Origin of the sequence: Clavibacter nebraskensis NCPPB 2581 (assembly GCF_000355695.1) — a bacterium.
GTDB lineage: Bacteria > Actinomycetota > Actinomycetes > Actinomycetales > Microbacteriaceae > Clavibacter > Clavibacter nebraskensis.
Genome location: NC_020891.1, coordinates 1,389,518 through 1,411,068 on the forward strand (window position 1 = coordinate 1,389,518; position 21,551 = coordinate 1,411,068).

General features: G+C 73.1%; 23 protein-coding genes. 20 read left to right on the top strand and 3 right to left on the bottom strand.

What is annotated here, in order from left to right:
* Positions 1 to 6: 6 nt before the first annotated feature.
* The 9 genes from CMN_RS06585 (at position 7) to CMN_RS06625 (ending at position 7,452) form a co-directional block, all read left to right on the top strand.
* Complete coding sequence (locus CMN_RS06585) at positions 7 to 498, top strand: hypothetical protein (RefSeq protein ID WP_015490059.1); 492 nt, start codon at positions 7 to 9, stop codon at positions 496 to 498.
* 170 nt (positions 499 to 668) lie between these two features.
* Positions 669 to 1,013, top strand: a complete 345-nt coding sequence (gene rplS, locus CMN_RS06590; RefSeq protein WP_012298189.1) for a 50S ribosomal protein L19 — start codon at positions 669 to 671, stop codon at positions 1,011 to 1,013.
* Between the two features lie 66 nt (positions 1,014 to 1,079).
* On the top strand, positions 1,080 to 1,832 hold the full coding sequence (lepB, locus tag CMN_RS06595; protein ID WP_015490060.1) for a signal peptidase I: 753 nt from the start codon (positions 1,080 to 1,082) through the stop codon (positions 1,830 to 1,832).
* Positions 1,832 to 2,491, top strand: a complete 660-nt coding sequence (gene rnhB / locus CMN_RS06600) for a ribonuclease HII (protein ID WP_015490061.1) — start codon at positions 1,832 to 1,834, stop codon at positions 2,489 to 2,491. The genes lepB and rnhB overlap by 1 nt, the downstream gene beginning before the upstream one ends.
* A gap of 33 nt (positions 2,492 to 2,524) precedes the next feature.
* The gene (locus tag CMN_RS06605) at positions 2,525 to 2,848 is read left to right on the top strand and encodes a DUF2469 domain-containing protein (RefSeq protein WP_015490062.1); all 324 of its coding nucleotides are present in this window, start codon (positions 2,525 to 2,527) and stop codon (positions 2,846 to 2,848) included.
* A gap of 110 nt (positions 2,849 to 2,958) precedes the next feature.
* Entirely contained in the window at positions 2,959 to 3,315 is a 357-nt protein-coding gene (locus CMN_RS06610) for a YraN family protein (RefSeq protein ID WP_015490063.1), read from the top strand.
* Positions 3,315 to 4,871 (top strand): YifB family Mg chelatase-like AAA ATPase, encoded by a 1,557-nt coding sequence (locus CMN_RS06615; protein ID WP_015490064.1) that lies wholly within the window; start codon positions 3,315 to 3,317, stop codon positions 4,869 to 4,871. Before CMN_RS06610 ends, CMN_RS06615 begins: the two co-directional genes overlap by 1 nt.
* Before the next feature lie 191 nt (positions 4,872 to 5,062).
* Positions 5,063 to 6,382, top strand: a complete 1,320-nt coding sequence (dprA, locus tag CMN_RS06620) for a DNA-processing protein DprA (RefSeq protein ID WP_015490065.1) — start codon at positions 5,063 to 5,065, stop codon at positions 6,380 to 6,382.
* Positions 6,383 to 6,465: 83 nt separating this feature from the next.
* A complete protein-coding gene (locus CMN_RS06625; RefSeq protein WP_227077767.1) occupies positions 6,466 to 7,452 on the top strand; it encodes a tyrosine recombinase XerC in 987 nt (328 codons plus the stop codon).
* Positions 7,453 to 7,520: 68 nt separating this feature from the next.
* On the opposite strand, the gene CMN_RS06630 is transcribed toward CMN_RS06625, so the two are convergent.
* On the bottom strand, positions 7,521 to 8,072 hold the full coding sequence (locus tag CMN_RS06630) for a murein hydrolase activator EnvC family protein (protein WP_015490067.1): 552 nt from the start codon (positions 8,070 to 8,072) through the stop codon (positions 7,521 to 7,523).
* 118 nt (positions 8,073 to 8,190) lie between these two features.
* On the opposite strand from CMN_RS06630, the gene CMN_RS06635 reads away from it, so the two are divergent.
* From CMN_RS06635 to CMN_RS06685, 11 genes are all read left to right on the top strand, one after another.
* Complete coding sequence (locus CMN_RS06635) at positions 8,191 to 9,648, top strand: sugar porter family MFS transporter (RefSeq protein ID WP_015490068.1); 1,458 nt, start codon at positions 8,191 to 8,193, stop codon at positions 9,646 to 9,648.
* A 239-nt stretch (positions 9,649 to 9,887) separates the two neighbouring features.
* Positions 9,888 to 10,835 (top strand): 30S ribosomal protein S2, encoded by a 948-nt coding sequence (gene rpsB, locus CMN_RS06640; RefSeq protein ID WP_015490069.1) that lies wholly within the window; start codon positions 9,888 to 9,890, stop codon positions 10,833 to 10,835.
* A 110-nt stretch (positions 10,836 to 10,945) separates the two neighbouring features.
* Positions 10,946 to 11,773: a translation elongation factor Ts gene (gene tsf, locus CMN_RS06645; protein ID WP_015490070.1), complete on the top strand. Its 828-nt coding sequence runs from the start codon at positions 10,946 to 10,948 to the stop codon at positions 11,771 to 11,773.
* Between the two features lie 159 nt (positions 11,774 to 11,932).
* On the top strand, positions 11,933 to 12,649 hold the full coding sequence (gene pyrH, locus CMN_RS06650) for a UMP kinase (protein WP_015490071.1): 717 nt from the start codon (positions 11,933 to 11,935) through the stop codon (positions 12,647 to 12,649).
* Between the two features lie 153 nt (positions 12,650 to 12,802).
* Positions 12,803 to 13,321: a ribosome recycling factor gene (gene frr / locus CMN_RS06655; protein WP_045929184.1), complete on the top strand. Its 519-nt coding sequence runs from the start codon at positions 12,803 to 12,805 to the stop codon at positions 13,319 to 13,321.
* Positions 13,322 to 14,362, top strand: coding sequence for a phosphatidate cytidylyltransferase (locus tag CMN_RS06660; RefSeq protein ID WP_015490073.1), 1,041 nt, complete (start codon positions 13,322 to 13,324; stop codon positions 14,360 to 14,362).
* 10 nt (positions 14,363 to 14,372) lie between these two features.
* Positions 14,373 to 14,918, top strand: a complete 546-nt coding sequence (locus CMN_RS06665; protein WP_015490074.1) for a DivIVA domain-containing protein — start codon at positions 14,373 to 14,375, stop codon at positions 14,916 to 14,918.
* A gap of 192 nt (positions 14,919 to 15,110) precedes the next feature.
* The gene (locus tag CMN_RS06670; protein ID WP_227077768.1) at positions 15,111 to 15,725 is read left to right on the top strand and encodes an aggregation-promoting factor C-terminal-like domain-containing protein; all 615 of its coding nucleotides are present in this window, start codon (positions 15,111 to 15,113) and stop codon (positions 15,723 to 15,725) included.
* Between the two features lie 70 nt (positions 15,726 to 15,795).
* On the top strand, positions 15,796 to 17,526 hold the full coding sequence (locus CMN_RS06675; RefSeq protein ID WP_015490076.1) for a cation:proton antiporter: 1,731 nt from the start codon (positions 15,796 to 15,798) through the stop codon (positions 17,524 to 17,526).
* Between the two features lie 35 nt (positions 17,527 to 17,561).
* Entirely contained in the window at positions 17,562 to 17,858 is a 297-nt protein-coding gene (locus tag CMN_RS06680) for an Rv1322 family protein (protein WP_015490077.1), read from the top strand.
* Positions 17,855 to 18,589 (top strand): alpha/beta hydrolase, encoded by a 735-nt coding sequence (locus CMN_RS06685; RefSeq protein ID WP_015490078.1) that lies wholly within the window; start codon positions 17,855 to 17,857, stop codon positions 18,587 to 18,589. Before CMN_RS06680 ends, CMN_RS06685 begins: the two co-directional genes overlap by 4 nt.
* A gap of 15 nt (positions 18,590 to 18,604) precedes the next feature.
* Here CMN_RS06685 and CMN_RS06690 read toward each other — a convergent pair whose 3' ends face one another.
* Together CMN_RS06690 and CMN_RS06695 are read right to left on the bottom strand one after the other, a co-directional pair.
* Positions 18,605 to 19,663: an AI-2E family transporter gene (locus tag CMN_RS06690; RefSeq protein ID WP_015490079.1), complete on the bottom strand. Its 1,059-nt coding sequence runs from the start codon at positions 19,661 to 19,663 to the stop codon at positions 18,605 to 18,607.
* Positions 19,664 to 19,690: 27 nt separating this feature from the next.
* Positions 19,691 to 21,475, bottom strand: coding sequence for a coiled-coil domain-containing protein (locus CMN_RS06695; RefSeq protein WP_015490080.1), 1,785 nt, complete (start codon positions 21,473 to 21,475; stop codon positions 19,691 to 19,693).
* Positions 21,476 to 21,551: the final 76 nt, after the last annotated feature.

The window sequence follows — 21,551 nt, forward strand, 5'->3', positions numbered from 1 at the left end:
GAGCCCATGCAGCAGTCCCCGCTCCTCGGCCTCCGCCGTGCGCTCTACCGCTGGCAGTTCGCCGCGGTCGTCGTGCTCCCCGCGTGGCTCCTCGTCGGCTGGGCAGCGTTCGGCTCCAGCGGCTGGGAGCTCCTCCTCGTGATGCTCGCGGCCGGTGCCCTGGGGATCGCGCTGCTCGCCGCCCTCGGCCTCGTGCTCGCCCGGCGGTCCGTCCGCACGGCCCGGGCCGTCTCGCCGACGGACGCGGCGGCGATGGGCGTGCTCACCCTCGCGGTCATCGGAGCGGGCACCTACTCCGTCGTCAGCACGTGGTGCGCCGTCGTGGCGGTCCTCGCGGCCGTCGCCCTCGTGGCGCTGGGCGTCAGGCAGCTGGTGGCGGAGACGCGACAGCGCATGCAGGAGGTCATCGCCGTCATCGAGCGGGACGCGCAGCCGCGGCCGCCCGAGTGGAAGGCCGCCGAGGGCCCCGACGCCGGGCGCATTATCCGGCTCGACTGATCCGGGCGCCCGCGCCCCGCGCTTTGCGCTCGACGCGCCCGAGGTGACAGAATGGGCGATCGTGCCTGCCGTCGACCCTGCCACGGGGGAGTCGGCCACTCATGCGGGCCGTTCCCCTTCCAGACATTGATGCGCAGTCGACCCGTGGCGGTTGCAGAGAGCGGTACACCATGCACATCCTCGATTCCGTCGACAAGGCGTCGCTGCGGTCGGACATCCCCGACTTCCGCGCCGGCGACACGGTCAAGGTCCACGTCAACATCGTCGAGGGCAGCCGCTCGCGCATCCAGGTGTTCCAGGGCATCGTCATCGGCCGTCAGGGCGAGGGCGTCCGCGAGACGTTCTGCGTCCGGAAGGTCAGCTTCCAGGTCGGCGTCGAGCGCACCTTCCCGGTCCACTCCCCGGTCATCGACCACATCGAGGTCGTGACGCGCGGCGACGTGCGCCGCGCGAAGCTCTACTTCCTCCGCGACCTGCGCGGCAAGAAGGCGAAGATCAAGGAGAAGCGCTCCTAGCGCATCCCCACCTGTCATCCCACTGGGCTCCCGGCGCATATGCTTGCCGGGAGCTCAGGCGGTTAAATGACAGAAGGCACGACGCCCACGGACACGAGGTCCTCGGGTAGGCACAGCGGCAGCACGTCCCGCGGATGGAAGACCTTCCTCCGGGACGTCCTCGTCATATTCGTGGTGGCGCTCCTCGTATCGGTCCTCATCAAGGCCTTCCTCATCCGGTCGTTCTACATCCCGTCGTCCTCCATGGAGGACACGTTGCAGATCGACGACCGAATCGTGGTCAACCAGCTCACGCCCCGCTTCGTGCCGCTGGAGCGCGGGGACGTCGTCGTGTTCCGCGATCCGGGCGGGTGGCTCCTCCCGTCGCCCGAGGCCGACAAGCCGCCGCTCGCGGCCGCGGTCGATTGGGCGCTCACCACCGTCGGGCTCTCCGCGTCGGACAGCAACGACCACCTCATCAAGCGCCTCATCGGGCTGCCGGGCGACCACGTCGTCTGCTGCAACTCCCTCGGCCAGATGAGCGTGAACGACGTGCCCCTGGACGAGCCGTACCTGAAGCTCGTGCCCGGCGACACGCAGGCCTCCGACGACGGGTTCGACGTCACCGTCCCCGCCGGCTCGCTCTGGGTCATGGGGGACAACCGCGGCAACTCCGCGGACTCGCGCTACAACGTCAACGGCCCCACCAAGGGCTTCGTGCCGATCGACCACGTGGTCGGCCGCGCCTTCGTCATCACCTGGCCCATCGACCGCTGGTCGATCCTCAGCGACCACCCCGAGACGTTCGGCGACGTGCCCGACCCGGTCCCCGCCGGCTGATGCCGGTCGCGGATCCGACGCTCGAGGTCGAGCGGGAGCTCCTCGACGCGGGTGCTGCCCTCGTCATCGGCTGCGACGAGGTCGGGCGCGGCGCCCTCGCCGGACCGGTCGCGGTCGGCATGGCCGCCCTCGGCCGCGATGCCGGTGCGTTCCCGCCGGGACTGCGCGATTCGAAGATGCTCAGCGAGAAGCGGCGCGAGGCGCTGCATCCCGACGTGTCGGCGTGGGTCCGGCACTCCGCGATCGGCATGGCGTCCGCCGAGGAGGTGGACGCGCTCGGGATCACGGCCTGCCTCGGCCTCGCCGGGCGGCGCGCGCTCGTCGAGCTGCACCACCTCGGCGTGCCGCTCCTCGACAGCGTCGTGCTCCTCGACGGATCCCACGACTGGCTCACGCCCGCACTCGCTCACCCGGTGCCGGTGCGGGTGCGCGTCAAGGCCGACCGCGACTGCGCCTCGGTGGCGGCGGCGTCCGTGCTCGCCAAGGTGCACCGGGATCGCCTCATGGCCGCGTGGCACGAGGAGTCGCCGGAGTACGGCTGGGCGGGCAACAAGGGCTACGGCAGCGCGACGCACCTCGACGCGATCCGGGCACGCGGGGCGTCCCGCATCCATCGACGGACCTGGCTCACCGGCGTGCTGGCGACCCCCGGCGCCTGAAGGGGGCGCGGCGGCGGTTAGGATCGACGGACCATGGATGACGACGAGTTCGAGGACTACGACCGCGAGGTGGAGCTCGCGCTCTACCGGGAGTACCGGGACATCGTGTCCCAGTTCAAGTACGTGGTCGAGACCGAGCGGCGCTTCTACCTCGCCAACGAGGTCGATCTGGTGCGGCGCGACACGGAGCACGACTTCTACTTCGAGCTGACCATGACCGATGTCTGGGTCTGGGACGTCTACCGCTCCGACCGGTTCGTGAAGTCCGTCCGGGTGCTCACCTTCAAGGACGTCAACGTCGAGGAGCTGTCGGCGAAGGAGTTCGAGCTCCCCAAGGAGCTCGCCATCGACGAGTAGGGCCCCGACGGGATCCCTCCCCAGGCGTCCGGGCGGGGTCGATCGCACGGCCGGAAGACGGTCGGCAGGCCGCGCCGTCGTGATCGCGCATCCTCCTCGCGGAGGTGCGCATGACACGCGAGCAGGACCTGGGACGACGCGGCGAGGATCTCGCCGCGCAGCATCTGATGGAGCGCGGCTACGCACTCGTCGAGCGCAACTGGCGCTGCCGCGAGGGCGAGATCGACCTCGTGATGACGCACGCGGGCACCACCGTGCTCGTGGAGGTCAAGACGCGCGCGGGGCTCGGCTACGGGCATCCCCTCGAGGCGGTCACGCGAGCCAAGGCCGCGCGGCTGCGGGTGCTCGCGGGTCTCTGGTGCCAGGCGCATCCGGAGCGGCGGGGCCCCGTGCGGATCGACGTGGTGGGAGTCGTCTGGCCCCGGGGTGGGCGACCGTCCGTCGACGTCGTCCGGAGCGCCTGCTGATGGCCGTCGGACGCACGCTCGCCGTCGCGCTCTCCGGCCTCGACGGAGCCCTCGTCGACGTCGAGGCCGACATCACGAGCCAGCTCCCCGGCTTTGTGCTCATCGGCCTGCCGGACGCCGCGCTCAGCCAGGCCCGCGAGCGGGTCCGCGCCGCGACCGGCAACGCGGGATGCGAGTTCCCGATGCGCCGGGTCACCGTCAACCTCTCGCCGGCCGTCCTGCCGAAGCACGGCTCCGGCTTCGACCTCGCGATCGCCCTGGCGGTCCTCGCGGCGGGCGGGTCGGTCTCGGCGGAGTCCGTCGCCGGCACGGTGCATCTCGGCGAGCTCGGCCTCGACGGGAGGCTGCGACCGACGCACGGCATCCTGCCCGCGGTGCTGGCCGCGCGGCGTGCGGGCATCCGCCGGGTCATGGTGCCGCGCTGCCACGCGGACGAGGCGTCCCTCGTGCCCGACATCCGCGTCATCCCGGTGGCGGGCCTGCGGGATGCCGCGATCCACCACGGCGCCGAGCTCGAGCCGGAGCCGGAGGAGGACGACGCCCGGCCTGTCGTCCCGGCGGATGCGACCTCGACGCAGGTCCTCGGCGGCCGGGAGGCCGCGGAGCCCTGCCTCGGCGACGTCGTCGGCAACGAGGAAGCCGTGGAGGCGCTCGTGGTCGCCGCCGCCGGCGGGCACCACATGTTCCTCCTCGGGCCGCCGGGCGCGGGGAAGACGATGCTCGCGCAGCGGCTGCCCGGGCTCCTGCCGGATCTCGACGAGGAGGCCGCGCTGGAGGTCGGCTGCATCCGGTCGCTGTGCGGGGAGCGGCTGGGTCCCGAGCTGCCCGTGCGGCCGCCCCTGGAGGCGCCGCACCACACGGCGAGCGCCGCGGGCATCGTCGGCGGCGGCAGCGGGCGCCTCCGTCCTGGCGCGGCGGTGCGCGCCAGCGGGGGAGTGCTCTTCCTCGACGAGGCGCCGGAGTTCGCGGGCGCGGTGCTCGACTGCCTGCGACAGCCGCTCGAGTCCGGGGTCATCAGCATCCATCGGGCGAACGGCGTCGCGCACTTCCCGGGGCGCTTCCAGCTCGTGATGGCGGCCAACCCCTGCCCGTGCGGGTCGTACGGCGTCGCGGGGTCCGACTGCTCGTGCCCGCCCCAGGCACGCCGGCGCTACCTGGCCCGCCTCTCCGGACCCCTGATGGACCGCATGGACATCCGGCTCGGCGTCCGCCGGGTGACGACCGCGGTGCACCTGGCCGCCGGTGACGCGCCGCGCGTCACCACGAAGACGGCCCGGGCGCGCGTCGCCGCGGCGCGGATGGCCGCGGCGGAGCGATGGGCGGCGACGCCGTGGCGCACCAACGCCCACGTCTCCGGCACCTGGCTCCGGCGCGAGGCGCGCATCGCCCGCGGCGCGACCGCGTCCCTCGACCGCGCGCTGGACCGGGGGCTCCTCACCATGCGCGGCTACGACCGGGTCCTCCGCGTCGGGTGGACGCTCGCGGACCTGGAGGGCGCGTCGAGCCCCGACGCGGACCACCTGGGCCGGGCCCTCCTCCTGCGAGGTGCCTCGTGACCGTTCGGGACGGAGACGGCGTCGCGGACGCTCCGCCCGGACCCGATCGTGCCGACCATGCGGCGCCATGCCCCTCCGGAGGTCGTGCGCGACCCGCGGAGGCACCCCGGAGCCGCGTCGGAGGACCGGACTCGGCGCACGCGCGCTCCGTCGCCCGCCTCGGCCTGCCCGCGCGTGATCTCGCCGAGCTGATGGCCGCGCTCCGCCCCGACCCCGGATGGCCGGGAGAGGAGGCGTGCGACGTCGATGTGGAGGAGGCGGCGGCGCGGTGCACGTGGTCCGGGATCGCCGAGCCCGGCGACCGCGTCGCCGGGGCGGTCATCGGCGTCCTCGGTGCCTGCGCGGCTCTGGCCTCGGTCGTCGACGGCTGCTCGGCCGACGCCCTCGTCGGCGCGATGACCGAGGCCGGGCTCGACCTGGAGGCGGACGGGCGCGCTGCGCTCGTCGGCGAGGTCGACGGGGCGCTGGAGCGCTGGCGCCCCCGCGTCGTGCGGACCGAGGCGTTGGCGCGGCTCCACGCCGCGCGCGCGGTGGGCGCGCTCGTCCTGGTGCCCGGGGATGCGCTGTGGCCGGCGGGCGCGGACGACCTGGGGCCGCACGCGCCGCTCGTGCTCTGGTGCACCGGAGCGCCGGACGCGATGGCCGCGCTCTCGAGGTCCGCGTCGATCGTGGGAGCGCGCGCGGCCACCGGCTACGGCGAGCACGTCACCGCGGAGCTGGCCGCCGGTCTCGTCGATCGAGGGGTGGCCGTGGTCTCGGGCGGTGCGTACGGCATCGACGGGGCTGCGCACCGCGCGGCCGTCGGTTCGGGCGGCCGCACGGTGGCGTTCCTCGCGGGCGGCGTCGACCGTCTCTACCCGTCCGGCCATGCGGAGCTCTTCGCGCGGATGCGACACGACGGGGCGGTGGTGTCCGAGCTGCCGTGCGGGGCGTCGCCGACACGTTGGAGATTCCTCCTGCGCAACCGCCTCATCGCGGCGGTCAGCGCGGCCACCGTGGTCGTTGAGGCGGGTGCGCGCAGCGGGTCGCTGAACACGGCCAACCACGCTGTCGCGCTGGAGCGTCCGCTGGGCGCCGTCCCGGGACCGGTGACCAGCGTGTCGTCCTCGGGGTGCCATCGCCTGCTCCGCGAGTCCCAGGCCGTCTGCATCACGTCCGCCGACGACGTCATGGACCTCCTGCCGGGCTGGAGCGGACCGGGCAAGCGGGCCCACGAGCCGGACCCCGGGGGTGCGTCCCGTCCTGCCCCGCAGGTCGCAGCCGGAGCCAGCCGCGTGGACGCAGCCGACCCCTCCCGCCCGGGCGCGCGCACCGCGGAGGTCCGGGGTGATCCGCGCGTCGTGCGCGTGCTCGACGCGCTCGCCGTCCGGCGCGGACGCGAGACCGCGGACGTCGCAGCACGCGCGGGTCTCGGCGTGGCGGAGACGTCATCCGTGCTGGGCACGCTTGAGCTGGAGGGGGCGGTGGCGCGACCGGACGGCGGCTGGGTGCGCCGACCCGGTTCCCGGTGACGGGGCCCGGTCCGCGGACCCATCGCGTCGTCGGCACGGCGACGGTCCGGCTCGCGGGGTGCGGACCCACGTAGCCTTCAGGGATGGACACGGTGCGGGTCGACGGCGGTCCCGCCGAGCGCGGGGCGGATCGGCCGCAGCCCTCACGCGATGCGGGCGGCGCCGGTCCGCTATCGGACGACATCGCCGCCTTCGCGACCGCCATGGAGCGGGAGCGGGGGAGCGCGGTGCACACCGTGCGGGCGTACTCCTCCGATCTGCGCGACCTCGCCGCGCACGCCGTCCGGCAGGGCGTCACGACGTCCGCGGGCCTCGATCTGGAGGTGCTGCGAGACTGGTTGTGGCGGGGATCCCAGGCTCGGCTGGCTCCCGCGACGCTGGCGCGACGGTCGGCCGCGGTGCGGGGCTTCGGCGCCTGGCTCCTCCGCACGGGCCGCGTCGACGCCGACCCGGCCGTGCGTCTGAAGGCGCCGCGGGCGGGATCGCATCTCCCGCGTGTGCTGGCGCGCGAGCAGATGTCGGCCATCCTCGCCGGCCTCGCCACGCGGGCGGCGGAGGACGACCCGGCCGCGCTCCGCGATCTCGCCGTCATCGAGCTGCTCTACGCGTCCGCCCTCCGGGTGTCGGAGCTCACGGGCCTGGACCTCGGCGACGTCGACGCCTCCCGCCTCACCGTGCGCGTGGTCGGCAAGGGCGATCGCGAGCGGGTCGTGCCGTTCGGGGTCCCCGCCGCCGATGCGCTCGACGCCTACGTCGTGCGCGGTCGTCCGGGGCTCGTCTCGTCGCGGACCGGGACGGCGCTGTTCCTCGGGGCGCGCGGAGGGCGGCTGGGATCGCGCGCGGTCTACGGCCTCGTGGCATCCGTGCTCGCGGACATCCCCGGATCCGGCCCGCAGGGACCGCACGCCCTCCGGCACACGGCGGCGACGCACCTGCTCGACGGGGGAGCGGACCTCCGCACCGTGCAGGAGATGCTCGGCCACGCGAGCCTCGGCACGACGCAGATCTACACGCACGTCTCGATCGACCGGTTGCGGCGCAGCTACGAGGGGGCCCACCCGCGCGCCTGACCCGCATCGGCGGCGGCGCGGGGCACCGGATCAGGCTGCCTGCGGAACCGCCGCGGCCGCGTCGGGCGTCAGGGATCCAGGGGCAGCAGCACCGCGTGCCGCAGGGCGGCGAGCAGCAGGGCCGGATCCACGTAGTCGCCGTGCAGGCGCGCCCCGAGGTGCAGCCCGCCGTCGGGCTCGTGACGGGGCGACGCGGCGAGCGTGCCGATGACCTGCCCGGCGACGACGGGGTCACCCGCGGCGACCGACGGCACGACGGGCTCGACGGAGGACACGAGCCCGTCCGCGTGCCGGATGCTCACGACCGGGCGGTCGACGACCACCCCGGCGAAGGAGACCACCCCGTCCGCGGGAGCGCGGACCTCGGCGCCGGGTGCGACCGCGATGTCGATGCCCCGATGACCGGGTCCGTACGCCGTGGTCGGCGCCTGGAACGGACGCGTGATCGTGTGCGGCGGATCGACCGGCCACGCCCACCGCGGCGTCGCGGGGACAGCCGTCGAGGCGTGCGACGCATCCGCCGATGCCCGTCCCGCGAGGTCCGGCGTCGTCCCGCCCACGAGCAGCCCGACGACGAGCGCCGCCGCGCACGCCCTCCTCCGTGCAGCCACCCCGTGCATGCGCCGCTCCCTCCCCGGCGGACGCGTGCCGCCCTCCGGTCGCGCGCATCATGCCCTGCACGCCGCCAGATCCCCGCCCGGCGCCCGCCCCCTCGGAGAAGTGGCAGAGTGGTCCGTTGTGAACGAGACGACGACCCCCCGGGATGACAAGAAGCTCCAGCGACGCGCGATAGGCCTGGCCGTCTCGGCCGCGGTGGGGGGCTTCCTCTTCGGGTTCGACTCCTCGGTCATCAACGGCGCGGTCTCCGCGATCCAGGGCCGGTTCGAGCTCAGCGAGACGCTCATCGGCTTCGCGGTGGCCAGCGCGCTACTCGGCTGCGCGCTCGGCGCCTACCTGGCGGGTCGCATCGCGGACCGCATCGGCCGCCGCTGGACGATGATCATCGGCGCCGGCTTCTTCTTCATCAGCGCATTCGGCTCGGGCTACGCCTTCAGCGTCTGGGACCTCACCATCTGGCGCGTGGTCGGCGGCCTCGGCATCGGCATCGCCTCGGTCGTGGCCCCCGCCTACATCGCGGAGATCTCGCCGAAGCTCCTCCGCGGCCGCCTCGCGTCGCTGCAGCAGCTCGCGATCACGCTCGGCATCTTCACCGCCCTGCTCTCCGACGCCGTCTTCGCGGGAGCGGCGGGCGGAGCGTCGGAGGACTTCTGGCTCGGGCTCGAGGCGTGGCGCTGGATGCTCCTCGTGTGCGCGATCCCGGCCGTCATCTACGGCTTCCTCGCCTACCGCCTGCCCGAGTCCCCGCGCTTCCTGGTCGAGAAGGGCCGCAAGGACGAGGCGCAGGAGATCCTCGCGAGCGTCTGGAAGCAGGAGGACATCGACCGCGCGAGCCGCGACCTCGAGCGCCAGATCGAGGAGGACCGCGTCGCCAAGCGCACCGGCACCCTGCGCGGGCGGAAGTTCGGCCTGCAGGGCATCGTGTGGATCGGCATCATCCTGTCCGTCTTCCAGCAGTTCGTCGGGATCAACGTGATCTTCTACTACTCCACGACGCTCTGGCAGGCCGTCGGCTTCGACGAGTCGCAGTCGCTCACCACGTCGGTCATCACAGCCGTCACCAACGTGGCCGTGACGTTCATCGCCATCGCGCTCGTCGACCGCATCGGCCGGCGCCCCATCCTCCTGTCGGGCTCGCTCGCCATGGCCGTGTCCCTGGCCGTGATGGCGATCTGCTTCAGCCAGTCCTCGACCGTCAACGGCGAGGTCGCCCTGCCGCAGCCCTTCGGCGTGATCGCGATCATCGCGGCCAACGTCTTCGTCATCGGCTTCGGGGCCTCGTGGGGCCCGCTCGTCTGGGTGCTGCTCGGGGAGATCTTCCCCAACCGGATCCGGGCGAAGGCCCTCGGCGTGGCCGCGATGGCCCAGTGGATCGCGAACTTCGCCATCACCGTGTCCTTCCCGGCGCTGTCCGCCTTCTCGCTGCCCTTCACCTACGGCATGTACGCCGCGTTCGCCGCGCTGTCCTTCGTCTTCGTGCTCATGAAGATCCCGGAGACCAACGGCATGTCGCTCGAGGAGGCCGAGACGCTCTTCGTCGACAAGCCCAAGAAGCGCACCAAGGCCGCCCGCGCCTGATCCGCCGCGCCGCCCCGCCGGTCGTCCGGCGGGTGGTAGCATCGACCAGCACCCGATCCAGGTCGGGTGACTACGCGTGCCCATCAGGCCGCCGCATCCACTCGGTCTCCTCCTGGCGATGATCCCTGTCGCCTCGGGGAGCGGATGCGCGCCGGGCACCAGGATCAGCGGTCGTCCCGACCGCCGAGCGAACCGACGAGGCGCGCCGCGACAGCGCGCGCCGGAACAGGAGTACGGCCATGGCCGTCGTCACCATCCGCCAGCTGCTCGACTGCGGCGTCCACTTCGGTCACCCGAAGACGCGCTGGAACCCGAAGATGAAGCGCTTCATCTTCACCGAGCGCTCCGGCATCTACATCATCGACCTGCAGCAGTCGCTGGCCCTCATCGACAAGGCCTACGACTTCGTCAAGGAGACCGTCGCCCACGGCGGCACCATCCTCTTCGTCGGCACCAAGAAGCAGGCGCAGGAGTCCATCGCCGAGCAGGCGCAGCGCGTCGGCCAGCCCTACGTGAACCAGCGCTGGCTGGGTGGTCTGCTGACCAACTTCCAGACCGTGCACAAGCGCCTCAACCGCCTCAAGGAGCTCGACCTCGTCGACTTCGACGACACGACGCGCGGCTTCACCAAGAAGGAGCTCCTCATCCAGCGTCGCGAGCGCGACAAGCTGGAGAAGAGCCTCGGCGGCATCCGGAACCTCACCAAGACGCCGTCGGCGATGTGGGTCGTGGACACCAAGAAGGAGCACCTCGCCATCGACGAGGCGCGCAAGCTCGGCATCCCCGTCATCGGCATCCTCGACACCAACTGCGACCCCGACGAGGTCCAGTACCCGATCCCGGGCAACGACGACGCGATCCGCTCCGTCGCGCTGCTGACGCGCATCATCGCCGACGCCGCGGCCGAGGGCCTCATCCAGCGCCACCAGAAGCCCGACGCCGAGGGTTCCGCGCCCGCCGAGCCGCTGGCCGACTGGGAGCGCGAGCTGCTCGAGCAGGGCGACGCCGCGAAGGCCGCGCTCCCCGTCGAGGAGAACGACGTCGACGCCGAGGTCTCCGCCAAGAACGAGGCGAAGTCCGAGGACGAGGTCCCCGCGCCCGTGCACGCCCCCGAGTCCGACGACGCCACCGAGGCGAAGATCGAGGCCGAGGCGACCGACGCCGAGAAGGCGCCTGTCTCCGAGTAGTCCGACCACACGCACCATCCCGACGGGCGGGCGCGGGTTCCGCGCCCGCCCGTCGGGCACTCACCACCGGGAGACCCCCGGATCATCACCTACAGAAGGAGTCCATGAGCATGGCGAACTTCACTGCCGCTGACGTCAAGGAGCTGCGCGACCGCCTCGGCGCCGGCATGATGGACAGCAAGAACGCGCTGGTCGAGGCCGACGGCGACATCGAGAAGGCCATCGAGATCCTGCGCCTCAAGGGCCAGAAGGGCAACGCCAAGCGCGGCGACCGCTCCACCGCCGAGGGCCTCGTCGCCGCCAGCGAGAAGGATGGTGCTGCCACCCTCATCGAGCTCGCGTGCGAGACCGACTTCGTCGCGAAGAACGACAAGTTCATCGCGCTGTCCGAGTCCGTCCTCGCCGCCGTCGTCGCGGCCGGCGCGTCCACCGTCGAGGAGGCCCTGCAGGCCCCCGCCGGCGAGCAGACCGTCGACCAGCTCATCAGCGACCAGGCCGCGATCCTCGGCGAGAAGATCGCGCTGCGCCGCGTCGCCCGCCTCACCGGCGAGCACCAGGAGATCTACCTCCACCGCACGTCGAAGGACCTCCCGCCCCAGGTCGGCGTCGTCGTCGACTACTCGGGCTCGGACGCGGAGACCGCGCGCAGCATCGCCCAGCACATCGCGTTCGCCAACCCGGAGTACCTCGCCCGCGAGGACGTCCCGGCGGACAAGGTCGAGGCCGAGCGCGCGATCGTCACCGAGATCTCGCGCAACGAGGGCAAGCCCGAGGCTGCCCTGCCGAAGATCATCGAGGGTCGCCTCACCGGCTACTTCAAGCAGGTCGCGCTCCTCGAGCAGGACTACGCGAAGGACAACAAGCAGTCCGTGAAGAAGGTCGTCGAGGCCGCGGGCCTCACGGTCACCGGCTTCGCCCGCTTCAAGGTCGGCGCCTAGCACCACCACGGGGAGTCCGGGTCGCCTGCGACCCGGGCTCCCTTCTCCATGTCCGGACCCGGGCGGCGTCGCGAGGCGAGGCCTCCTGCGGCGGGCGTCACAGTACATTGGACCGGGGCCGGATCCGGCGACCGGAACGCGAGGACGGGAACAGCACCTATGACCGATCAGACCACCACCCGCCGCGTCCTCCTCAAGCTCTCCGGGGAGTCGTTCGGCGGCGGCCAGATGGGCGTCGACCCGGACGTCGTCAGCGCGCTGGCCCGAGAGATCGCCGAAGCCGCGAAGACCGTCGAGGTCGCGATCGTGGTCGGCGGCGGCAACTTCTTCCGCGGCGCCCAGCTGTCGCAGCGCGGCATGGACCGCGGCCGCGCCGACTACATGGGCATGCTCGGGACGGTGATGAACGCCCTCGCCCTGCAGGACTTCCTCGAGCAGGCCGGCGCCGCCACGCGCGTCCAGTCCGCCATCTCCATGACCCAGGTCGCCGAGCCCTACATCCCGCGTCGCGCCGTGCGCCACCTCGAGAAGGGCCGCATCGTGATCTTCGGCGCCGGCGCCGGCCTGCCCTACTTCTCGACCGACACGGTCGCCGCCCAGCGCGCGCTCGAGATCTCGGCCACCGAGGTGCTCGTCGCCAAGAACGGCGTCGACGGCGTCTACACGGGCGATCCCCGCACGGACGCGTCCGCGACGCTCCTCGACACCGTCACCTACCAGGACGCCCTGCAGCGCGGCCTCAAGGTCGTCGACTCGACCGCCTTCAGCCTCTGCATGGACAACGACATGAAGATGGTCGTCTTCGGCATGGAGCCCGGCGGCAACGTCACCCGGGCCATCCGGGGCGAGCGCATCGGCACCATCGTCTCCAACTGACGAGCGGCGCTCCGCCGGCGGCCCCGGAGGGCCGCGTCGCGGCCGGGAGCGCCTCCCCATCCGCGTTAAGATCGACCGGGCGCCCATCGCGCCCGCGCTACCGAAGGAGAACCCGTGACCGTCGCCGAAGTCCTCGCAGATGCCCGAGACCGGATGGGCAAGGCCGTCGAGGCTGTGAAGGAGGACTTCGGGAGCGTGCGCACGGGTCGCGCCAACCCCGCCCTCTTCCAGAAGGTCATGGTCGAGTACTACGGCAGCCCCACGCCGCTCGGCCAGCTCGCGAGCATGAACAACCCCGAGGCGCGCACCCTCATCGTCACGCCCTACGACAAGACGGCCCTCAAGGAGATCGAGAAGGCCCTCGTCAACGTCCCGAACCTCAGCGCCACCGTCGGCAACGACGGCGAGATGGTGCGCCTCACGCTCCCCGAGCTCACGGAGGACCGCCGCAAGGAGTTCGTCAAGATCGTCCGCGGCAAGGCCGAGGAGGGGCGCGTCAGCGTCCGCAACATCCGCCGCCGCTCCAAGGACGAGCTCGACGCCCTCAAGGGCGAGGTCGGCGACGACGAGGTCGCGCGCGGCGAGAAGGAGCTCGAGGCCCTCACCAAGACGCACACCGACCAGGTCGACGACGCGCTGAAGCGCAAAGAGACCGAACTCCTCGAGGTCTAGGTGGCCAGTCCCGAGGAGCCCGTCGAGCGGGCGCCCGTCGTGCCGCCCGCCTCGGGCACCGACGGCGCTCCGCGGATCCGGCGGCACCGCGGCCGTGTGACGCGCGCCGAGTTCGAGGCGCAGGTCCAGGCGACGCGCGCCGACCTGACGGCGCAGGTGCGCGCGACGCGCAGGTCGCTCGAGGCGACGAACGACCGCATCAACGCCCGCACGGGCCGCAACCTGCTCTTCGCCGTGACCGTGGGGCTCCTCCTCGGCGGGGTCGTCCTCGTCAGCCTCGTCGTCGTCAAGCAGCTGTTCGTGCTGATCGCCGTCGCGCTCGTCGCGTTCACCGCGTACGAGCTCGCCACGGCGCTGCGCCAGGCGGGCCGTCGCGTGCCGCGCGTCGGTTCGGTGATCGCGGTGGTCGCGCTCATACCCATCACCTACTACGGCCGGCCGGACGGCCAGTGGCTCGGGCTCCTCGGGGCCATGGTCTTCGTCGCGCTCTGGCGGCTGGTGGAGCAGGTCGTGCCCGCCCGGCGGACTCCTGCACGGGCGGTCGTCGGCGACATCGGCTCGAGCGTCTTCCTGCTCGCCTACGTGGGGCTCCTCGGGTCGTTCGCCGTGCTGCTCACGGCGGGCGACGGAGGGGAGTGGTGGACGCTCGCGTTCCTCATCCTCGTGGTCTGCTCCGACACGGGCGCCTACGTGGCCGGGCTCAACTTCGGCAAGCACCCGATGGCGCCGACGATCAGCCCGAAGAAGACGTGGGAGGGCTTCGCCGGCGCGGTCGTCGCCGCGGTGCTCGCCGGGATCCTGCTCTCGCTGTTCATGATCCAGCAGGCGTGGTGGTTCGGCGTGCTCCTCGGCCTCGTCATCGTGATCACCGCGACCCTGGGCGACCTGGCCGAGTCGCTCATCAAGCGCGACCTCGGCGTCAAGGACATCAGCTCCTGGCTGCCGGGCCACGGCGGATTCCTCGACCGCCTCGACTCCGTGTTGCCGTCGGCCGCCGTGGCCTATGCGCTGTTCCTCATCGTCACGGGCGCTTCCTCGTAGGATGTCCCGGATGACCACCACCTTCCCGAGCGCCGGGCGCCGCGAGCGCGGCTACGACCCGGACCAGGTCGACGCCTTCCTGCGCGATGCGCGGCGCTGCTACGACGACGAGGCCGATCGATCGCTGACCTCCGAGACCATCCGCCGGGTGTCCTTCGACATGCGCCGCGGGGGCTACTCGGCCGCGGCGGTGGACCGCGTCCTCGAGCGCCTCGAGGATGCCTTCGCCGTCCGCGAGCGCGACCGCACGGTCGCCCGCGTCGGAGACGAGGCATGGAACGCCGAGGCCATGCGCGCGGCGCAGGAGATCCTCGACCGCGTCAGCCGGCCGACCGGGGAGCGCTTCGACCGCGCCGGGTTCCTCACCACCGGGTACGACCGGCGCGAGGTGGACCGCTTCGCGGACCGCATCGCCAAGTACTTCCGCGGCACCAAGCCGATGAGCGTCGACGACGTCCGCACGGCGGCCTTCCACCCCCGGCGCGGCGGCTACCGCGAGGCGCAGGTCGACCTGCTGCTGGACGCCGTCGTCGACGTCATGAACGCCGTCCGCTAGTCGCCCGGCCGTTCCTCCCCATCCCGTCCGCCTGGCAGGACGCCCCCGATCCGGCGCAGGAGTCGCCATCCGGGTAACGGTTGGGTAAAGTCGTGCGGAGCCATGGGTAGACACACGAACGCAATCGCTCCTCGCCAGCCGCTCACCACCGCTCCGAGGGCCGTCCCCCGACGGCGCTCCGCCTTCTCCCGGGTGGCCGCTCCGACGATCGCGTTCGGTGCCGCCGCCGCGTTCATGCTCGTCAACGTCGTGGATCCCACGTCCGGCGCGGTCGCGAACCCGCAGTACCAGGAGTACCAGGCCACGGTCGCCCAGCTGGCCCGCGCCGACGCGCAGTCCATCACGGTGACCACGGCCGACACGGCCGTGGAGATCGAGCCCGGCTTCGAGTCCGTCGCGGCCCCGACGCCCCCGCCTCCCGTCGTGACCCCGTCGCCGTCGAGCGGGTCGGGGTCCGGCGGGAAGTCGTCCGGCTCCGGCGGCAGCGGTGCCATCGCCATCCCGGATCCGGGCAGCGCAAAGGGCATCGCCCGGAGCATCCTCGCCTCGCAGGGCATGGGCGACGACCAGTACGCGTGCCTCGACTACCTCTGGACGAAGGAGTCCGGCTGGCGGGTGAACGCCTACAACCCCAGCGGTGCGTACGGCATCCCGCAGGCCCTGCCCGGCAGCAAGATGGCGTCCGTCGGCCCGGACTGGCAGACGAACCCCGCCACGCAGATCACGTGGGGCCTCGGCTACATCGACTCGCGCTACGGCTCGCCGTGCGGCGCGAAGGCGCACAGCGTCCTCAAAAACTGGTACTGATCCCCGGAGCGCGACCCGCATGCGCCCCATGCCGTGCGGGCCGACCGCTCCACCCGGCTAGCCTCGGGTCATGGACTACGCGGCTCTCGGCGTCGCCGGGATCGCGACCCTGGTGGCCGTCACGCTCCTCGCGCGGCGGATCGGAGTGGCGACGCCCCTCGTGCTGGTGCTCGTCGGCGTCGGCATCTCCTACCTGCCGGGCGTGCCGCCGGTCGAGGTGCCGCCCGAGCTGATTCTCGCGGGCGTCCTGCCGCCGCTGCTCTACGGCGCCGCCGTGACCGTGCCGCTCGTCGACCTCCGGCGCAACCTCCGGACGATCGTCAGCCTCTCGGTGGTCCTGGTGCTCGTGTCCGCGTTCGGGATCGGCCTGCTCCTCTACTCCCTCTTCCCGCACCTGTCCTTCGCCAGCGCGCTGGCCCTCGGCGCGGTGGTCAGCCCGCCCGACGCCGTCGCGGCAACGAGCATCGCCCGTCGGCTCGGCCTCCCGCCGCGCCTCGTGACCGTCCTCGAGGGGGAGGGCCTCGTCAACGACGCGACGGCGCTCGTGCTGCTGCGCACCTCGATCGCCGCCGTCGGCGCGTCCGTCGACGTCTGGCAGGCCGCCGGGGGATTCGTGCTCTCCGCGGTGGGCGCCCTCGCCATCGGGGTCGTCGTCGGTGTCATCACCACGGAGGTGCGGCGACGGCTCGACGACCCCGTCCTCGACACCGCGATCTCATTCGCCGTGCCGTTCGTGGCCTTCATCCCCGCGGAGGAGGTCGGCGCGTCCGGCGTGCTCGCGGTGGTGGCGGCCGGCATCTGGTCGGGCCACCGGAGCGCGTCGACCCTGTCGGCGCAGTCGCGCATCAACGAGCGGCTGAACTGGCGGACCGTGCTCTTCCTGCTGGAGAACGGCGTCTTCCTCGTGATGGGGCTGGAGCTCCGGGACATCATCGACGAGGTGCAGGAGGCCGACCTCGGCGTGGGCAGGGCGGTGGCCTACGGGATCCTCACGCTCGTCGTCCTAACCGTCATCCGCTTCGGGTTCCTGGTGCCGCTGCTGCTCGGACTGCGGCGCCACGAGGAGCACGTCGCGGCGCGCACGCGCCGGGTGCGCCGTGGGCTCGAGCGGCTCCGCCGGGAGCGCGGCGACGACCGGCCGTCGCGGCGGGAGCGGGCAGCCGCGCGGATCCTGCGCCGACGACGCGCCGACCTGCAGGCCCTCCGCTCACAGGGCCTCGGGTGGCGCGGCGGCCTGGTGCTCGGCTGGGCAGGCATGCGGGGGGTGGTGACGCTCGCGGCCGCGCAGTCGCTGCCGTCCGGCACCCCGTACCGCGCGCAGCTCGTGCTCATCGCCTTCACCGTCGCGATCGTCTCGCTGCTGGTGAACGGCGGCACGCTCCCCGCCGTCATCCGGTTGAGCGGGATCCGCGGGAGCGACGCCGTCGAGGACCAGCGGCAGCTCGCGGCGCTCGTCTCCGAGCTGGCCGACGCGGGGATCCGCGCCGTCGACGAGGGCGTGCGGCAGCTGCCCGAGGGGACGGTGGTGGACGACGAGGTCGTCGAGCGCGTGCGGCGCGACACGGCGATGAAGGCCGAGTGGGTTACCGAGCGCGCCGACGCGATGGCGGCCGACGACGACGCGCCCCTGAGCCCGCGCGCCGCGTACCTGCTGCTCCGGCGGCACGTCCTCGACGCCGAGCGCGCAGCCCTGCTCGAGGCCCGCGGCACGGGGGAGCACCCGTCGCGCGTGCTCGCCCGCGCGCAGCGCATGCTCGACCAGGAGGAGGCGCGCCTCGGGCGCCAGGCAGACGCCGGCTGACCGGACGCGTGCGCGACGCCGCCTAGGATCGGATCATGCCGCGCAGCAATCGACCCCGGGGGAGACGCGCGCGCCAGGAGGACGACGAGGACGTGCTGACGCGCCTCCTCAACGGCTCGCAGCACACCGAGACGAGGCGCGGCCGCGTCTGGAACGTGCAGCCCGTGTCGGCGGCGCGCGCCCTCAAGGTGTACCGCTGCCCTGGCTGCACCCTCGACATCGAGCCCGGCCACGCGCACGTCGTGGCCTGGCGCGACGACGGCATGATGGGCGAGCAGAGCGACCTCGCCGCCCGCCGCCACTGGCACACCCACTGCTGGAAGGTCTCATGACGGATACCGCACCCCGCCCCATCACGAGCTCCACCGAGCTGCCCGCGCGTCGCGAGGACGTCGAGCTCACGACCGCCGACGGCCTCCGCCTCGTGGGGGAGCTCGCGCTGCCCGCGGACCGGGATCCGGTGGCCACGCTCGTGACGCTGCACCCGCTCCCCACGGCGGGCGGCTTCATGGACTCGCACGTGCTCCGCAAGGCCGCGCTCCGGCTGCCGGCGATGGCCGACCTCGCGGTGCTGCGGTTCAACACGCGCGGCACCGCCTCCGCCCGCGGCACGAGCGAGGGCGCCTTCGACGGCGGGGACGCGGAGCGGTTCGACCTCGCCGCCGCCATGGACCTCGTCGCGGAGCGCGGCCTGCCCGCCCCGTGGATCGTCGGCTGGTCCTTCGGCACGGAGATCGCGCTGAAGCACGGCCGCGCCCACCCCGTCGAGGGCGCGATCCTGCTGTCGCCGCCGCTGCACCGCGCCAGCGCCGACGAGGTCGCGGCATGGCATGGGGATCCGCGACGGCTCGTGATCCTCGTGCCCGAGCACGACGACTTCCTGCAGCCGGCCGAGGCGCGCGAGCGCTTCGCGTCCGTGCCGGAGGCGGAGGTCATCGCCGTGGACGGCGCCAAGCACCTGTGGGTGGGGGAGGCGCAGGTCTCGCGCGTGCTCACCGAGATCGTGCGCGCGGTGGACCCGCAGGCGCTGCCGCTGCCGACCGAGTGGCCGACCCCGCGCTGACGGAGCGCGGCGCGGTCAGCGCTCGTTCTGCAGCGGGACCGCGACCTGGCGGATGATGAGCAGCACCGCCGCGGCGACCGGCACCGCGATGAGCGCGCCGAGCACGCCGAGCAGGGTGCCGCCCGTGAGCGCCGCGATGACGACGATGAGGCCGGGCACCTTGACCGCGCGGTTCATGATGTTCGGGCTGAGCACGTACGCCTCGATCTGCATGTACACGAGGTAGTACACGGCCACCGCGATCCACGTGTTCATGGACTCCGGCAGCAGCACGATCTGGCCGAGCACGATGAGCGCGGAGCCGGTGATCGTGCCCACGAGCGGCAGCAGCGAGAACAGGAACGCGATGAACGCCCAGACCGCCGGCAGTGCCGCGCCGACGATGCTGAGGTAGACGAAGCTCAGCACACCGTTGCAGAGCGCGAGGCCCACTTGGCCCATGACGTAGCGGCCGACCGACTGCGTGATCTGCTCCGCGATGTCGGCGAAGCGCGCGCGGCGCGTGGCCGGCACGAGCTTGTAGAGGCCGCTCTTGAAGGAGCTGAGCGAGGCCGTGAAGTACATCGTGAGGATCACGACGATCACCAGGCCGAAGAGGAAGTTGCCGATCGTGAAGGCGACGGTGAGGACGTTCCCCGTGATGGCGGCGACGTTTGACGCGTTGGAGAGGTACTCGATGAGCTGGTCCGCGCCGCTCTGCACGTCGAAGACCTCGCGCGGCACGAACGACTGCAGGTTCTCGATGAACTGGTCGCCGCTCACGCTCTGCGCGTACTGCACGATCTGCGTGACGAGGGCGCTCGCCTGGTTGACGACGACGGGGATGACCGCCAGCAGCACACCGGCGAGGGAGCCGAGCAGCACCAGGAAGATCACGAGGATGGCGACGGGGCGCGGCACGCCCTTGCGCTCGAGGAACGTGACGAGCGGGTCGATGCCGAGGGCCAGGAAGATGGCCGTGCCCACGTAGGTGAGGACGGTCCCGAGCGACACGAGCGCGCCGCCGATGACGAGCGCGGTGAGCACGCCGAGCCCGGCCAGCAGGCCGAGGCGGTAGGGGTTCTGGATCTTCACGTCGTGGGCCTCCGAATGGGCACGCGCTCAGCGCGCGGTGCGGGGTTCGTCGTCGTCGTCGTCGGAGGAGGCGGAGTCGTCCGCCTGGGTCAGCACGCCGCGCACGTTCTCGAGGTACGCGGCCACCGCCTCGCGCTCGATCCTAATCCGGTCGAGGCGCTCCTCCGCGTCGGCGACGGCCTCGCGCGCACGGCGCTCCGCGTCGGCGACGGTCTCGCGGGCGCGGCGCTCGGCGTCGGCGATGGCTGCGCGCGCGTCGTGGACGGCGTCCTCCCGCACCTTCCGCGCGGAGTCGCGGCTCTCGACCGCGAGCGCCTCCGCCTCCGCGCGCGTGGAGGCGAGCAGCGCCGTGACCTCCTGCAGCCGAACCTCCGCCTCGCCGAGGTAGGCGGCCGTGCGGTCGGCGGCCTCACGCTGGCGCTCGGCGGCGTCGCGGGCGTCGTGGTCGCGGCGGGCGGTGATCTCGGCGTCGAGGTCGAGGTGGCCCTGCTCGATCTCGCGGCTGAGCAGGAGGCGCGCCTCGTCGGCCTCGGCCGCGATCTCGCGCCGGGTCTCGGCGACCTCGCGCTCGAGGCGGAGGCGCTCGGCCTCCCGGCGGTCGGCCTCCAGGGCCTCGGCCTCGGCGATCTCCCGCTCGAGGGCCGCTCGCGCGGTGACGGCCTCGAGCTCGAGCTGCGCGCGCGTCGCCCGGGTCTCGCGCTCCAGGCGCTCGGTGCCCTGGGCGATGTCGCGGGCGAGGTCGGTGCGGGCCTCATCCTCGTCGCGCGCGAGGTCGCCCCGGGCGGTCGCCAGCTCGAGCTCGAGCGCCTCGCGCGTCTCGGCGATCTCCCGCTCGAGGGCGGCGCGGGTCTCCTCCACGTCGCGGTCGAACGCGGTGCGCTCCGCGAGGATCCGGCGGTCGAAGTCGTCGCGCGACGCCTGCAGGTCGCGGTCCCAGTCGGTGCGCGCCTGCTCGATCTCGCGGTCGAGGTCGGCGCGGGTCTGCTCGTCGAGCTGGGCCAGGGCGATGCGGCGGGTCTCCTCGTCGAGCCGCAGCCGCTCCTCCGTCTCGCGCACGTCACGGTCGAGCTCGGCGCGCTCCTCCGCGACGATCTCGTCGTGCCGGGCGCGCGCGTCGGCGAGCTCGCGCTCGAGCGCGCCGCGGGCGAGGACGGTGTCGCGGGCGAGGTCGGCGGCGTCGCGGCGGGCCTCGTCGGTCTCGCGGTCCACCCGGGCGCGGAGCTCCGCGACCTCGCGGGCGGCCTCTGCGCGCTGGGCGTCGGTGTCGCGCTCCGCGGTGGCTCGGAGGTCGGCCACCTCGGTGCGGGTGCGGAGGAGGAGGGCGGCGGCCTCGCGCTCGGCGTCGCTGCGGAGGCCCTCGGCGCGGTCGTCGGCCCGCTCGTGCAGGTCGTCCGCCTCGCGGCGCGCGGCGTCGAGGATCTGCGCGGCCTGCGCCCGCGCCGAGTCCACGAGGTGGCGGGCGGTCGCCTCGGCCTCGGCGCGCTGTGCGTCCGTCTCCTCCTGGGTGGCGCGGCGGAGCCGGCCGGCATCCGCGTCCGCCTGGGCGACCAGTCGCGTCGACTGCTCCTCGGCGACGCGGAGGGTGGCCTCGAGCCGGCTGCCGAGGCCGGCGAACGTGGGGCTGCCGACCTCGTCCAGCTCGTCGCGCAGCTCCTGCTCGCTGCGGCGGAGGCGCTCGGCCTCGGCCCGGAGCTCGGCGCCCTGCTGATTCGAGCGGATGAGCTCACGGCGGAGGTCGGCGACGGCCCGGTCGACCTCGTCGCGGTTGTAGCCGCGCATGGCGGGGCTGAACGGCGTGTCGTCGTGGGGCACGGGATACTCCTTCGCGGGCGGCTCGCGGACGCCGGGCGGGGCGCAGCAGGTGCCGATCCTACCGAGTCGACGGCGC

What these genes read in the sequence shown, in the direction of transcription:
- CMN_RS06605 (WP_015490062.1), top strand. Translation starts at nt 2,525, where the DNA reads ATGGATGACGACGAGTTCGAGGACTACGACCGCGAGGTGGAGCTCGCG.
- CMN_RS06610 (WP_015490063.1), top strand. Translation starts at nt 2,959, where the DNA reads ATGACACGCGAGCAGGACCTGGGACGACGCGGCGAGGATCTCGCCGCG.
- CMN_RS06675 (WP_015490076.1), top strand. Translation starts at nt 15,796, where the DNA reads ATGGACTACGCGGCTCTCGGCGTCGCCGGGATCGCGACCCTGGTGGCC.
- rnhB (WP_015490061.1), top strand. Translation starts at nt 1,832, where the DNA reads ATGCCGGTCGCGGATCCGACGCTCGAGGTCGAGCGGGAGCTCCTCGAC.
- frr (WP_045929184.1), top strand. Translation starts at nt 12,803, where the DNA reads ATGGGCAAGGCCGTCGAGGCTGTGAAGGAGGACTTCGGGAGCGTGCGC.
- tsf (WP_015490070.1), top strand. Translation starts at nt 10,946, where the DNA reads ATGGCGAACTTCACTGCCGCTGACGTCAAGGAGCTGCGCGACCGCCTC.
- CMN_RS06680 (WP_015490077.1), top strand. Translation starts at nt 17,562, where the DNA reads ATGCCGCGCAGCAATCGACCCCGGGGGAGACGCGCGCGCCAGGAGGAC.
- CMN_RS06665 (WP_015490074.1), top strand. Translation starts at nt 14,373, where the DNA reads ATGACCACCACCTTCCCGAGCGCCGGGCGCCGCGAGCGCGGCTACGAC.
- CMN_RS06685 (WP_015490078.1), top strand. Translation starts at nt 17,855, where the DNA reads ATGACGGATACCGCACCCCGCCCCATCACGAGCTCCACCGAGCTGCCC.
- rpsB (WP_015490069.1), top strand. Translation starts at nt 9,888, where the DNA reads ATGGCCGTCGTCACCATCCGCCAGCTGCTCGACTGCGGCGTCCACTTC.
- CMN_RS06615 (WP_015490064.1), top strand. Translation starts at nt 3,315, where the DNA reads ATGGCCGTCGGACGCACGCTCGCCGTCGCGCTCTCCGGCCTCGACGGA.
- CMN_RS06625 (WP_227077767.1), top strand. Translation starts at nt 6,466, where the DNA reads ATGGACACGGTGCGGGTCGACGGCGGTCCCGCCGAGCGCGGGGCGGAT.
- dprA (WP_015490065.1), top strand. Translation starts at nt 5,063, where the DNA reads ATGGCCGCGCTCCGCCCCGACCCCGGATGGCCGGGAGAGGAGGCGTGC.
- rplS (WP_012298189.1), top strand. Translation starts at nt 669, where the DNA reads ATGCACATCCTCGATTCCGTCGACAAGGCGTCGCTGCGGTCGGACATC.
- CMN_RS06585 (WP_015490059.1), top strand. Translation starts at nt 7, where the DNA reads ATGCAGCAGTCCCCGCTCCTCGGCCTCCGCCGTGCGCTCTACCGCTGG.
- lepB (WP_015490060.1), top strand. Translation starts at nt 1,080, where the DNA reads ATGACAGAAGGCACGACGCCCACGGACACGAGGTCCTCGGGTAGGCAC.
- CMN_RS06630 (WP_015490067.1), bottom strand. Translation starts at nt 8,072, where the DNA reads ATGCACGGGGTGGCTGCACGGAGGAGGGCGTGCGCGGCGGCGCTCGTC.
- pyrH (WP_015490071.1), top strand. Translation starts at nt 11,933, where the DNA reads ATGACCGATCAGACCACCACCCGCCGCGTCCTCCTCAAGCTCTCCGGG.